Source organism: Bacillus sp. FSL M8-0077, assembly GCF_038050255.1.
Taxonomy (GTDB): Bacteria; Bacillota; Bacilli; order Bacillales; family Bacillaceae; genus Bacillus; species Bacillus altitudinis.
Genome location: NZ_JBBPAF010000001.1, coordinates 2,680,297 through 2,694,493, shown reverse-complemented (window position 1 = coordinate 2,694,493; position 14,197 = coordinate 2,680,297). Strand labels below are relative to the sequence as shown.

12 protein-coding genes are annotated in these 14,197 nt (G+C 42.4%); 11 read left to right on the top strand and 1 reads right to left on the bottom strand.

Features of this window, described 5'->3' with window-relative positions; translation table 11 throughout:
* The first annotated feature begins 5 nt into the window (after nt 1-5).
* Together pheS and pheT are read left to right on the top strand one after the other, a co-directional pair.
* Nucleotides 6-1,040 (top strand): phenylalanine--tRNA ligase subunit alpha, encoded by a 1,035-nt coding sequence (gene pheS / locus NST57_RS13965; RefSeq protein ID WP_008346004.1) that lies wholly within the window; start codon nt 6-8, stop codon nt 1,038-1,040.
* A gap of 15 nt (nt 1,041-1,055) precedes the next feature.
* Entirely contained in the window at nt 1,056-3,470 is a 2,415-nt protein-coding gene (gene pheT, locus NST57_RS13960) for a phenylalanine--tRNA ligase subunit beta (RefSeq protein WP_142155695.1), read from the top strand.
* Nucleotides 3,471-3,714: 244 nt separating this feature from the next.
* Here the strand turns inward: pheT and rnhC are convergent, their stop codons facing one another.
* On the bottom strand, nt 3,715-4,638 hold the full coding sequence (gene rnhC / locus NST57_RS13955) for a ribonuclease HIII (protein WP_142155694.1): 924 nt from the start codon (nt 4,636-4,638) through the stop codon (nt 3,715-3,717).
* A 134-nt stretch (nt 4,639-4,772) separates the two neighbouring features.
* On the opposite strand from rnhC, the gene zapA reads away from it, so the two are divergent.
* From zapA to NST57_RS13910, 9 genes are all read left to right on the top strand, one after another.
* Nucleotides 4,773-5,030, top strand: coding sequence for a cell division protein ZapA (gene zapA, locus NST57_RS13950; RefSeq protein ID WP_008345998.1), 258 nt, complete (start codon nt 4,773-4,775; stop codon nt 5,028-5,030).
* A 7-nt stretch (nt 5,031-5,037) separates the two neighbouring features.
* Complete coding sequence (locus tag NST57_RS13945) at nt 5,038-5,571, top strand: CvpA family protein (RefSeq protein WP_025207758.1); 534 nt, start codon at nt 5,038-5,040, stop codon at nt 5,569-5,571.
* 114 nt (nt 5,572-5,685) lie between these two features.
* Nucleotides 5,686-7,398 (top strand): DNA polymerase/3'-5' exonuclease PolX, encoded by a 1,713-nt coding sequence (gene polX / locus NST57_RS13940; RefSeq protein WP_142155693.1) that lies wholly within the window; start codon nt 5,686-5,688, stop codon nt 7,396-7,398.
* Between the two features lie 21 nt (nt 7,399-7,419).
* A complete protein-coding gene (locus NST57_RS13935) occupies nt 7,420-9,777 on the top strand; it encodes an endonuclease MutS2 (RefSeq protein WP_142156184.1) in 2,358 nt (785 codons plus the stop codon).
* A gap of 14 nt (nt 9,778-9,791) precedes the next feature.
* Nucleotides 9,792-10,196: a DUF350 domain-containing protein gene (locus NST57_RS13930; protein ID WP_007501637.1), complete on the top strand. Its 405-nt coding sequence runs from the start codon at nt 9,792-9,794 to the stop codon at nt 10,194-10,196.
* 163 nt (nt 10,197-10,359) lie between these two features.
* Nucleotides 10,360-10,815: an Imm63 family immunity protein gene (locus tag NST57_RS13925; RefSeq protein WP_341298730.1), complete on the top strand. Its 456-nt coding sequence runs from the start codon at nt 10,360-10,362 to the stop codon at nt 10,813-10,815.
* A 100-nt stretch (nt 10,816-10,915) separates the two neighbouring features.
* Entirely contained in the window at nt 10,916-12,625 is a 1,710-nt protein-coding gene (locus tag NST57_RS13920; RefSeq protein WP_142155691.1) for an AMP-binding protein, read from the top strand.
* Nucleotides 12,626-12,799: 174 nt separating this feature from the next.
* A complete protein-coding gene (locus NST57_RS13915) occupies nt 12,800-13,384 on the top strand; it encodes a TetR/AcrR family transcriptional regulator (RefSeq protein WP_017358246.1) in 585 nt (194 codons plus the stop codon).
* A gap of 25 nt (nt 13,385-13,409) precedes the next feature.
* The gene (locus NST57_RS13910) at nt 13,410-14,189 is read left to right on the top strand and encodes an enoyl-CoA hydratase (protein WP_142155690.1); all 780 of its coding nucleotides are present in this window, start codon (nt 13,410-13,412) and stop codon (nt 14,187-14,189) included.
* The last annotated feature ends 8 nt before the right edge of the window (nt 14,190-14,197 follow it).

Genomic DNA, 14,197 nt, shown 5'->3' with positions numbered 1-14,197 from the left:
CACTCATGCAAGAAACGTTAAAACAGCTTGAAACAGAAGCGATAGCGAAGGTAGAAGCAGCCAGCTCGCTCAAAGAAGTCAATGATATTCGTGTTCAATATTTAGGGAAAAAAGGTCCGATTACAGAAGTGCTGCGCGGAATGGGCAAGCTTTCCGCTGAAGAAAGACCAAAAATGGGCGCACTTGCAAACGAAGTAAGAGAGCAGATTGCTGGTGCCATTGCTGAAAAAAATGAGCAGCTAGAAGCAGAAGAAGTGAAAAAGAAACTGGCTTCTCAAACCATTGATGTCACATTGCCAGCAAGTCCGATTAAAATCGGGGCAAGACATCCATTAACGATTGTCGTAGAAGATATTGAAGATTTATTTATCGGAATGGGCTATACCGTTGAAGAGGGCCCTGAGGTGGAAACAGATTACTATAACTTTGAAGCGCTCAATCTTCCAAAAGAACATCCGGCACGTGATATGCAGGACAGCTTCTATATTACTGAAGACACACTCATGAGAACGCAAACATCACCCGTTCAAGCACGTACACTTGAGAAATATAAAGGCCAAGGTCCTGTGAAGATCATCTGCCCTGGTAAGGTATATAGACGTGACAGCGATGATGCCACTCACTCGCATCAATTCATGCAAATTGAAGGACTTGTGGTAGATCATAATATTAGCATGAGTGACCTCAAAGGAACGCTTGAGACAGTCGCAAGAAAAATGTTTGGTGAAGATCGTGAAATTAGACTGCGCCCAAGTTTTTTCCCATTCACAGAACCTTCCGTTGAAGTCGATGTGTCTTGCTTTAAATGTGGCGGGAAAGGCTGTTCTGTATGTAAAGGAACAGGCTGGATTGAAATTTTAGGTGCAGGAATGGTTCACCCGAATGTATTAAAAATGAGCGGATTTGATCCAGATACTTACCAAGGCTTTGCTTTTGGAATGGGTGTTGAACGTATTGCGATGCTGAAATACGGCATAGATGATATTCGTCATTTCTACACAAATGATATTAGATTCACGAAGCAATTTAAGCAGGACTAAGAGGAGGAAATCAACATGTTTGTTTCATATAAATGGTTAGAAGACTATGTCGATTTAGAAGGCATCAAACCAGATGAATTAGCAGAGAAAATCACAAGAAGCGGAATTGAAGTGGAAGCCGTTGAGTATAAAGGCGAAGGCATCAAAGGCGTTGTCGTTGGACACGTCATTGAACGTGAACAGCATCCGAATGCGGATAAATTAAACAAATGTCTTGTTGATATCGGCGAAGACGCACCGGTGCAAATTATATGCGGGGCTCCAAATGTGGATAAAGGACAGCATGTGGCCGTCGCAACGGTTGGTGCAGTCCTTCCTGGAAACTTTAAAATTAAAAAAGCAAAACTGCGCGGTGAAGAGTCTCATGGCATGATTTGTTCTCTGCAAGAATTAGGCGTAGAGACTAAGCTCGTACCAAAAGAATATGCAGAAGGCATCTTTGTTTTCCCGAATGACGTGAAACCAGGGGATGATGCCCTTCAAGCACTTCAATTAGATGACGCGGTACTTGAACTTGGCTTAACACCAAACCGTGCCGATGCCCTTAATATGCTAGGAGTGGCTTATGAGGTTGCCGCCATTTTAGGGAGAAACATCAAGCTTCCTGATACAGTGCATGACACTTCTTCTGAAAAAGCAGCAGACTATATTTCTGTTAAAATTGAGGATCAAGAAGCGAATCCACTTTATGCAGCGAAGATCATTAAAAATGTAAAGATTGGACCAGCACCACTTTGGATACAAACAAGATTGATGAATGCAGGTATCCGCCCAATTAACAACGTCGTGGATATTACGAATTTTGTCTTACTTGAATACGGTCAACCACTACATGCCTTTGATTATGACCGCTTTGGTTCAAAGCAGGTGGTTGTACGTAAAGCGACTGATAGCGAAAGCATTCAAACACTTGATGAGCAAGAGCGTACACTTTCATCGAAGCATCTTGTGATCACTAATGGAACGAAAGCGCATGCTGTTGCAGGTGTCATGGGCGGTCTTGAATCAGAGGTACGTGATGAGACGACAACGATTCTTTTAGAAGCGGCATATTTCAACGGTCAAACCGTCCGTCAAGCATCTAGAGACTTAGGGCTTCGCAGTGAATCAAGTACACGATTTGAAAAAGGGCTCGATCCGCAGCGGACAAAACCGGCAGCCGAAAGAGCAGCTCAATTGATCAGTATGTATGCAGGCGGTGAAGTGCTAAGCGGTACAGTTGAGGAAAATCACATTGAAGCCAGTATGAATGTGATCCACGTATCAACTGAGCGTGTGAACAAGGTGCTTGGCATGAGCATTTCAAAAGAAGATATGATTCAGATTTTCAACAAACTAGGCTTTACAGTGGGCGAATCAAATGATGTGCTTGTCGTAACGGTTCCTTCCCGCAGAATGGATATTACGATTGAAGAGGACCTCATTGAAGAAGTCGCGAGATTATACGGCTACGACAATATTCCATCTACACTCCCTGCGACAGCTGGAACCGTTGGCGGTCTCACGCCATACCAAGTGAAGCGCAGAAAGGTGAGACGTTTCTTAGAGGGCGCAGGGCTTTCTCAAGCGATTACGTATTCATTAACGAATCAGCATAAGTCCACAGCTTTTGCTTTAAATCCAGCTTATCAAACAAGACTTTCCCTGCCAATGAGTGAGGAACGAAGTGTGCTCAGACAAAGTCTGCTGCCAAACTTACTTGATTCTGTTGCATATAACTTGGCAAGACAAGCTGATTCATTTGGTTTTTATGAAACGGGTTCTGTGTTCTTAGCAGAAGCTGAAGGGGCAAAACCGGTGGAAAAAGAACATGTCGCTGGTGCGCTGACAGGCTTATGGCATAAAAATCTTTGGCAGGGCGAGAAAAAAGCCGTCGATTTTTATGTAGCGAAAGGAATTGCAGAAGGACTATTTGAAAAGCTTGGTGTATCAGGAGAGATCACGTATGTTCAAGCAGAGCGTGAGGGCCTTCACCCAGGGCGTACAGCCGATGTTCATTTAAATGGAAAAGTGATTGGCTTTGTAGCTGCACTTCATCCAGTAGTGGAAAAGGAATTAGATTTAAAAGAAACGTATGTATTTGAATTTGATTTAACAGATGTGATGACGTCTGAAACAGAGGATATGAAATATACGGCTATTCCGAGATTCCCTGCTGTGACAAGAGATATTGCACTTGTTGTCGATCAGCATATCTCGAGCGGACAGTTGGAGAAAGTCATTTATGAAGCTGGCGGCCAATTGCTCACAGACCTTTCCGTCTTTGATGTGTATGAGGGTGAGCATATGGAAGAAGGCAAGAAATCTGTTGCGTTCTCGCTGCAATATTTAAACCCAGAACAAACGTTGACCGAGGAAGAAGTCACGGCTGTTCATACAAACGTATTGAAAGCATTAGAAGATACGTATCAAGCCGTCTTGCGCGGATAATAAAAAGAGCTATCGCTTTATGGGCGATAGCTCTTAGCGTGTAGACAAACCCTCGCATTCTTTGTCAGTCCTTCGTGCCGGTGCTCACGAATGTCAAATTCGCTCCGCGCCAGTACTCGTCCTTCCTAGGGCTGCAAAGGTTTCTATCACGCTAAAAGAAGGCAAAGGACTAAAATCAAGCCCATTTTAGCCCTTTGTCAACAATCTGAGAGCTATCGCTGTATGGGCGATAGCTCTTTTTTGATTATAACCATTTTTTCGCTTTTTGGGTGTTGGCAAAATGAAGTTTTGTAAATTGGCGTAAAGCCTCTTCGCCGTGCTGTTTCATCAGCTTTGCTGCCGCTTTGTCAACATGCGGACCGGCCCCTTTTGGAATGTCAAAGCCCGCTGCTTTTGATAATTTATCCATTTCAATTAAAAAAGCATATCTTGCAATAATAGAAGCTGCAGCAACCGATAAGTGGATGCCTTCTGCTTTCGTACTAAAATATGTACGCTCCCGAATGATCTTTTTCCCCGCAAGGTGCCTGAAATAAATACCTGGTTCGGCAAATTGGTCAATGAGAATTGCTTCTGGTTTCTTCCCATCCAGTTTTTCTAGTACGGAGGTGATAACTTGGTTATGAAGCAGTGCCTTCATTTTCCCTTGGCTCATGCCCTTTTCCTGCATCGCATTGTATTTTTCATTCCGAAGCACGAGAAGGCTGAACGGAATGGTTTTGATCAAGTCTTTGGCAATGTTGATAATCTGTGGATCTTTTAGTCCTTTTGAGTCTTTCACCTCGAGCTCTTTCATGAGAGCAAGCTGACTGGAATCAACATAAGCCGCACAGACCGTAATGGGTCCAAAATAATCGCCAGTACCGACCTCATCTGAGCCAATAACCGACATGGAAGCAATGCCGGGTGGTGGGCTGTACTGTGTGATGGATGGCGTTTTTTTGCTTTTTGTTTCAGCTGTTTGTATATGGTTGAACTGACTCGCTTCAGCTTCTGCCTTTTGTCCTTGGAACAGTACTTTTCCAGATTTGTAGGCTGTAATCGTACAGCCGGGAACCTTTGCTTGAAATAGAGCGCCTGGCGGCAAAGTGTCAGTTAAATGCTGAGCGTACACGCTCTTCATTTTTTTCATGTCTTCTGATGTTGCTTTTAAGACGGATTGGGGCACAGTGGATAACTCCTTTTTACCTTGATATCATTGATTTCTAAAGTGTACCATAACAGGGAAGGGCTCGTCTTTCCATTCAATGTCTAAACATGTTATGATAGAGACTAGGATTCTCGTGGAATGGAGGAGAAACGTTGTCTGACGGCGGTAAAACGAAAACAACAGTTGAGATTTACGGACAGTCCTATACGATCATCGGTCAAGAAACGAAGATGCATATGCGACATGTTGCTTCAATTGTTGATGATAAAATGAGAGAAATCAATGAAAAAAATCCATACCTTGATATAAACAAATTAGCTGTACTGACAGCAGTCAATGTCGTCCACGACTACTTGAAATTAAAAGAGCAATACGAAAAACTAGAGCTTCATCTAAAAGAAAAGGAATGAAATTACCGTGATCGATATCATCATTTTGTTTTTGCTTCTTATGGGAACGCTTGTCGGTCTAAAACGCGGGTTTATTCTTCAATTTATTAAATTGATTAGCTTTGTTGTTTCTATTTTAGTGGCTTCTCTGTTTTATCAGTCACTTGCACCACAGCTTACGTGGATTCCAGCACCTAATTTTAGCGGCGGTCAAGCGCAGCTCGCTTTCTTTAGTGGGAATCTAGAAACAGCTTATTATAATACCATTGCGTTTATCATTCTGTTTATCTTGACCAAAATCCTGCTAGCTATCATCGGCGGATTGCTCACAACCATTGCAAGTATCCCTGTGATTAAACAGGTCAACAAACTGCTTGGCGCTGTTTTAGGATTTCTTGAAACCTATCTATTTGTGTTTATTCTATTGTTTGTGGCTGCATTACTTCCAGTCGATGCGCTTCAAACGATGATGAGCAAATCAATGTTAGCAGATGTGATCGTAAATAGCACCCCTTACCTGTCCGGTCTTGTCAAAGACCTCTGGTCGACGTATGGAGTTTAAGAACTTCTCCTTTCTTGGAGAAGTTTTTTCTCATTCCATGACAGAAAGTTGTAGGATGAAGGGAAAGTTTGTATATTTATATAGGAAGATGCCAAAGCGGCTGGAGGATGAGAGATGAATAAAAAAGATATTATCAAACTTCTTGAAACAATTGCAGTCTATATGGAGCTAAAAGGAGATAATCCTTTTAAAATTTCTGCCTTTCGTAAAGCAGCTGCGGCACTGGAACAAGATGACCGCAGCCTTTCTCAAATAGATGACCTATTAGCATTACCCGGCATTGGAAAAGGAACCTTTGCTGTGATCACAGAGTATATCGAAAAAGGACAGTCTGAAACACTCGAACAATTAAAAAAAGAAGTGCCTGAAGGACTTGTCCCACTCTTAAAATTGCAAGGACTCGGTGGGAAGAAGATTGCTAAGCTCTACCAAGAGCTTGGTGTTCACGATGCACAGTCTTTAAAAGAGGCATGTGAAGCGGAAAAAGTACAAACGCTTGCTGGGTTTGGCAAAAAAACAGAAGAAAAGATTCTTGCCGCTCTTGAGGAGGCAGGAAAGCAGCCAGAACGACTGCCAATTGGCTTTGCATTAGATGTGGCAGAGCGAATTGATGATGCGCTGGAACAGATGGAGGGAATCATCCGTTTTTCAAGAGCGGGCAGTTTAAGACGTGCCCGTGAAACGGTCAAAGATTTAGATTACATCATTGCGACTGACAACCCTGAACAAGTGAGAAAGCAGATTGTTGCTCTTGATGATGTCAAAGATGTCATTGCGAGTGGTGATACGAAGGTATCTGTCATGCTTGCACTTGATTTTGAAATCAGTGTAGATTTCCGGCTTGTGACAACGGATCAATTTGCAACAACACTGCACCATTTCACTGGCTCAAAAGATCATAACATTCGTATGCGACAGCTTGCGAAGGAGCGTGGTGAGCGTATTAGTGAATATGGGGTTGAAACGATCGAAACTGGGGATGTGAAAACATTTGAAGACGAAAGCGCTTTTTATGCACATTTCCAGCTTCCGCTCATTCCGCCAGAAATTCGTGAAACCGGAGCAGAGATTGATACGTATAAAGAAAGTATGCAATTTGTAGAACGAAAAGATATCAAAGGCGACCTTCATATGCACTCGACATGGAGTGATGGCGCTTTTTCTATTCGTGAAATGGCAGAGGCATGTATCGCAAAAGGCTATGAATACATGGCGATTACAGACCACTCGCAATATTTAAAAGTAGCAAACGGTTTAACAAAAGAACGATTACGTTTGCAAGCAAAAGAAATTGACATGTTGAATCAAGAATTCGAGCATTTTCACATTTTCAAAGGGGTCGAAATGGACATTCTGCCGGATGGATCGTTAGATTATGATGATGACTTTTTAAAAGACATGGATTTTGTCATTGCGTCTATTCATTCTAGCTTCTCTCAGCCGGAGGAAGTCATTATGGAGCGCCTAGAAAATGCCTTGAATAATCAGCATGTGGATTTAATTGCCCATCCAACAGGCCGTTTGATCGGTAGACGAGATGGCTATGCCTTAAATATTGATCAGCTCATAGAGCTTGCGAAAAAAACGGGCACTGCACTGGAACTCAACAGCAACCCGTCAAGACTGGATTTAAAAACAGAGCATTTAATGAAAGCAAACGAAGCGGGTGTGAACATCATGATCAATACAGATGCGCACAACATCGCTATGCTCAATCATATGGACGTCGGTGTCACAGCTGCAAGAAAAGGATGGACACCAAAAGCAAATGTCGTGAATACATTTTCACTCAATGAGATGAAAAAGTTTTTAACGCGTGACAGGTAGTCGTTAGGAGGCTGGACCATGCTGCAACAAAAAGTGTTAGCATCATTAGAATTTCATAAAGTAAAAGAAAAAGTCATGTCCTATACTGCTTCGACTTTAGGGAAAGAAAAAGCGCAGGACTTAACACCGCTCACAGATATTGAGAGCATTCAGCATCTGTTAGAAGAGGTAGCAGAAGCGCAAGATGTGATTCGTTTAAAAGGATCTGCGCCGTTTGGCGGGTTAACGGATATTAGACGAGGAGTCAAACGAGCAGAAATAGGCAGTATATTAAGCCCTGCTGAGCTGATGGAAATTGCGGCGCTGTTATATACCGCAAAAAACATGAAACACTTTCTCACCTCTATGTATGAGGACGGAGTAGAAATACCCCGTCTTCATACATATGCAGAATCGCTGATTTTACTGCCAAACGTGAGAAAAGAAATCGAAAGCTGTATTGGTGACAATGGAGAAGTGCTTGATCACGCAACGCCTGCACTCCGCACCATACGAACACAGTTACGATCACTAGAATCAAAAGTACGAGATAAATTAGAATCAATGATTCGTTCACAATCTGCCTCGAAAATGCTGTCAGACACCATTGTGACCATTCGTAATGATCGGTTTGTCATTCCCGTAAAACAAGAGTACCGCTCGAATTATGGAGGGATTGTTCACGATCAATCTTCTTCAGGCGCCACTCTTTTTATTGAGCCGCAGGTGGTCGTGGATTTAAATAACACCTTGCAGCAAACTCGCCTAAAAGAAAAGCAAGAGATTGAAAAGATTTTGCAAATGCTGACAGCGAGTGTGTCAGAGCACATTGATGAATTGCTTCATAATGTGAATGAACTTCAGACATTAGATTTTATTTTCGCTAAAGCCAAATATGCAAAAGCAGAAAAAGCCACAAAACCTACTGTGAATAACCAAGGGGAGATTTATTTAAAACGGGCAAGACATCCCCTATTGCCCCGAGATCAGGTTGTGGCAAATGATATTGAGCTAGGCAAAGATTTTTCAACGATCGTCATCACGGGTCCAAATACAGGCGGTAAGACCGTCACTTTAAAAACACTCGGACTTCTTACGCTGATGACGCAGGCAGGTCTTCATATTCCAGTCGAAGAAGGATCGGAAGTGGCTGTATTCGATCAAGTCTTTGCTGATATTGGAGACGAGCAGTCTATTGAACAGAGCTTGAGTACATTCTCATCTCATATGGTCAATATTGTGGATATTTTAAAGCATGTGACGTCTAATTCACTTGTGTTATTTGATGAATTAGGTGCAGGGACAGATCCTGCTGAAGGTGCAGCACTTGCGATGAGCATCTTAGATGAAGTTCATCAAACAAATGCGCGCGTCATCGCAACGACTCACTATCCTGAGCTGAAGGCATACGGGTATAACCGAGAAGGCGTCACAAATGCGAGTGTAGAGTTTGACATTGAAACCTTATCCCCCACATATCGCTTGCTCATCGGGGTGCCGGGACGAAGTAATGCATTTGAAATTTCCAAACGTCTAGGGTTACCTCATCATTTAATTGACCGTGCAAAAGCAGATATGCATGCGGAACATAATGAAGTCGATCAGATGATTGCTTCATTAGAAGACAGCAAAAAACAAGCAGAAGAAGAACTGCATGAAACGGAATTCTATAGAAAAGAAGCAGAGAAGCTTCATAAGGAACTGCAAAAACAAATCCTTGAATGGAATGAACAAAAGGATAAACTGCTGGAAGAAGCCGAACAAAAAGCGGCAGAAAAAATTGAACAAGCAACAAAAGAAGCAGAAGAGATTATTCAAGAGCTGAGGTCCATCAAAAGTGAGCATCGCTCGTTCAAAGAACATGAACTCATTGATGCGAGGAAGCGTCTTGAAGAAGCTGTCCCTGAGTTTGACCGTAAGAAAAAACCAGAGCCAGTGAAAAAAGCAGCAAGACAGCTAAAGCCAGGCGATGAAGTCAAAGTGCTGACATTTGGCCAAAAAGGAACGCTCATCGAACAAACAGGTAACAAAGAATGGATTGTCCAAATGGGCATTCTAAAAATGAAAGTAAAAGAAAAAGATATGGAATTTATCAAATCAGCACCGGAATTTAAGCAAGAGAAAGCCATCACGGCGGTCAAAGGAAAAGACTATCATGTATCGCTTGAGCTTGATTTAAGAGGAGAGCGCTATGAGAATGCCTTAAGCAGAGTCGAGAAATACTTAGATGATGCCGTCTTAGCTGGCTATCCGCGCGTGTCGATCATTCACGGTAAAGGCACTGGCGCCCTGAGAAAAGGGGTCCAGGAATTATTAAAACAGCACCGTAGTGTAAAAAATGCTCGTTTTGGAGAACAAGGCGAGGGAGGATCAGGCGTCACCATCGTCGAATTAAAGTAAAAAGGAGAAAACGCATGAAAGCCTTTTGGGAAAATGAACTTGTGGAAATTGCCGCCTATTACAGTGTGGCCGTCCTATGTCTTGTCTTATTTCTGACCATATTTGAACTCGTGACCTCCTATAAAAACTGGGAAGAGATTCAGCGAGGGAACTTAGCAGTTGCTATGGCAACCGGCGGGAAGATTTTTGGGATTGCCAATGTCTTTCAGCATTCCATCGCCCAGCACAACTCCCTTCTTCAAATGGTCGGATGGGGCGTATACGGCTTTGTGATGCTGCTTGTCAGCTATTTCATTTTTGAATTTTTAACACCACGATTTAAAGTAGACAAAGAGATTGAGAATGATAATAGAGCGGTCGGGTTTATTTCACTCATTATTTCTGTTGGGCTGTCTTATGTAGTAGCAGCCGGCATTTAAGGAGACGACATGGAAAAGCTAGCCAAAGTATTAATTGTAGTTGCCTGCACTTTTGCGGTTATTGGTGCCGTTTACATGTTCCTGTGAAATGAAGAATATATTCTAGAAAAGCTGTCAGGGAAAACCTTGACAGCTTTTCACTCATCAAAGGCGGCGAATCAGAATGAATCAAATCTTGCAGAAAGACGAACTCATAAAGTGCATTGACACTTGTCTCAAAAAGACATCTCTTCCACAAGACATTTATGAACCGTATATTGCACGTCCTTTTCAAACGACTGGTTTTTTTGATGATTTGAGTCCATATATCGACATTGATCCAGCCGGCTATATTCTTATTCAATATGAACGAGGGATTAAAGTGCTTCATAAAAGAACAAAAGAGGCGGATGAAGTCGTTTATTGGATTTTAGAAGACACCATCTTTCTAACTGTGTATCTAGACATGATGAGACAATATCAAGTGGACAACATCCACACACATTTACCTAATGACCCTAGTATCCATAAACAGATTGTGGAGAGAGTCCATGAGTCATTTCGTGCGATCGGTGGATTATACGAAAAGTGGCATCATGAAGGGAAAAGAGCCTCTATAGAAACACCGGCGAAAAAATGAAGATGGACCATAGAACGAGCTCGATTTGAAAAAAGCAAACTGCCATAAGGAAAAGTTTGCTATAATAAAATAGTACGAAAGTTCAGGAAGGAGGGTTTTTATGCAGTCAGATAAACGTTGGCTTCTGCATTACCCGAATCAAATTCCCCACGAACTCACCATCCCAAATGAAACGTTGCAATCTTACTTATTCAGCTCCGCAGAGGCAGCACCTGAGCATACAGCCATTCATTTTTTAGGAAAAAACATCACCTACCAGCAGTTACAAGAAGATGCACTTACATTAGCCAGTCACTTGATTGACATCGGTGTGAAAAAAGGCGACAGAGTAGCGATTATGCTGCCAAACTGCCCGCAATCGGTGATTTCTTATTATGCTGTTTTAATAGCAGGCGGCATTGTCGTTCAAACCAATCCGCTTTATACGGAGAAAGAACTGGAATATCAAATGGAGGACAGCGGCTCTAAGGTGCTGATCACTCTCGATCTACTGTATCCAAAGGCCTATAAAATGAAAGCGCTGACAAGTATGGAACATTTGATCATCACAAAATTACAAGATTACTTGCCATTTCCGAAAAACATATTGTTTCCAATTGTCCAGCGTAGGAAAAACAACATGGTCATCCAAGTGGAAAAGAGTGAGACCATTCATCATTTCTCACAGATCATGAAAGAATCGTCAGGAGAACGGATTCCGCAAATATCCTTTCAACCGAAAGAGGATGTTGCGGTTTTGCAATATACAGGCGGAACGACCGGTTTACCAAAAGGGGTCATGCTCACACATGAAAATATAGTAGCCAATACAGAAATGTGTGCATCCTGGATGTATAAAACGAACCGTGGAAAAGAGCGGATTCTTGGGATCATTCCGTTCTTTCATGTGTACGGTATGACGACCGTGCTAAACCTTGCAGTCAAAGAAGGTCATCAAATGATTCTTCTTCCGCGTTTTGATGCAGCGGATGCCCTAAAGACCATTGAAAAACAGAAACCGACGCTGTTCCCAGGAGCACCAACGATGTATATTGCCCTGCTTCATCATCCGAATATTGAAAAGTATGACCTATCATCCATCACCGCATGCTTAAGCGGATCGGCCGCTCTACCTGTTGAAGTTAAACAGAGCTTTGAAAAATTAACAGGAGGAAGGCTGGTGGAGGGGTATGGACTTTCAGAAACTTCTCCTGTCACTCATGCCAATTTCTTATGGGGAGCGAACAAAATAGGAAGTATCGGGTGCCCTTGGCCGAATACAGATGCCGGTATTTATTGTGAAGAAACGGGTGGACTTAAAGCGCCATATGAGCATGGAGAGATTATCGTCAAAGGTCCTCAAATCATGAAAGGATACTGGAATCAGCCGGAGGAGACAGCGGCAGTGTTAAGAGACGGCTGGTTTTTCACAGGAGACATTGGGTATATGGATGAGGATGGTTTTTTCTATATCGTAGACCGGAAAAAAGATGTCATCATCGCGAGTGGCTATAATATTTACCCAAGAGAGGTTGAAGAAGCCCTTTATGAGCATGAGCTTGTACAAGAAGTTGTTGTGGCGGGTATTCCTGATCCATACAGAGGGGAAACAGTAAAAGCCTTTGTTGTCCCGAAAAAGGATGCCTATGTAACAGAGGATGAACTGGATCGTTTTGTTAGAACAAGAATTGCCTCATTTAAAGTGCCGCGTGTCTACGAATTTAAGGAATCACTGCCTAAAACGGCTGTAGGGAAAATCTTGCGCAGAGTATTAATTGAAGAAGAAAAAAGAAAGCAATTATCTTCAACGGAAGAACCAGTCGATCAATGAGAGAATGAACGAGCATCATCCGGTCAAGCGGCCGGATGATTTGAATTGTACGTGTCTGCTCTGGTATGCTAAAGGTTGAAAAGAAAGAAGAACATCACTTGACAAATCACTCGTTTCTTTTTAACATAAAGTTATGAATGAATGCTCATTCAATTTAGAAAGGGACGAAGCACATTGAAGCAGAAAAGACCGAAGTACATGCAAATTATTGATGCAGCCGTTGTGGTGATTGCAGAGAACGGCTACCATCAATCACAAGTTTCAAAGATTGCCAAACAAGCAGGAGTAGCAGACGGAACCATTTATCTCTATTTCAAAAATAAAGAGGATATTTTAATCTCGTTGTTCAAAGAAAAAATGGGACAATTCATCGAACGGATGGAAACAGATATTCAAAAGAAACCGTCTGCCAAAGAAAAGCTTCTTCTCCTCATTCGAGAACACTTTCGCCTGCTATCGCAAGACCATCATTTGGCCCTTGTGACACAGCTTGAACTCAGGCAGTCAAACCTTGAACTGCGCCAAAAAATCAATGAGGTGCTGAAAGGGTATTTAAATATGCTCGACTCCATTTTAACCGAAGGAAAGAAGACAGGAGAATTTAGACAAAATCTAGATGTCCGCTTAGCGAGACAAATGGTATTTGGGACGATTGATGAAACCGCTACAACATGGGTCATGAATGATCAAAAGTATGACCTGCCTGCACTCGCAGAAAGTGTACATGATCTTCTATTAAACGGAATACATCAATCTTAAAGACAATTGAAAAAGGATGATTGACATGGAAAAAATACTTAGCTTACACCAAGACGAACAGATAGCACTCATCACGATTCAACACCCACCTGCAAATGCCTTATCCTCTCAGCTTCTCACTGAACTTAATGACATGTTTGATCAGCTTGAACAAAACAGTGAAGTGAGAGCTATTGTCATTCATGGAGAAGGTAGATTTTTCTCAGCAGGTGCTGATATTAAAGAATTTACGACCTTGCAGGAAGAGTCTGATTATGCCAGCCTTGCAGACAGAGGACAGCAAGTGTTTGAACGAATTGAACAATGTCCAAAACCGGTGATTGCTTCCATTCACGGGGCAGCATTAGGCGGCGGGCTTGAGTTGGCGATGTCGTGTGATATTCGAATCGCAACAAAAGATGCAAAGCTGGGACTGCCGGAATTAAATCTCGGTATTATCCCAGGATTCGGCGGAACGCAGCGCCTGCCTCGCTATGTTGGATCAGCTAAAGCACTTGAAATGATGGGAACAGCTGAGCCGATTACAGGAGAAGAAGCATTTGCCTGCGGACTTGTTTCAAAACTTGCGGAAACAGAAGAAGAAGCGCTGGAAACAGCCAAAACATTGGCTGCGAAATTTGCAGCGAAAAGCCCTAAAACGCTTGAGTATGTGCTTGAGTTATTGAATGCGACAAAAGTGTACTCATATGATGGCGGAATGAAGCTGGAAGCCAAAAAGTTTGCTGAGGTGTTCCAGTCGAATGATGCCAAAGAAGGCATCCAGGCTTTTATCGAAAAGCGCAAACCGAATTTTAAAGGGGAATAAGGGATTAG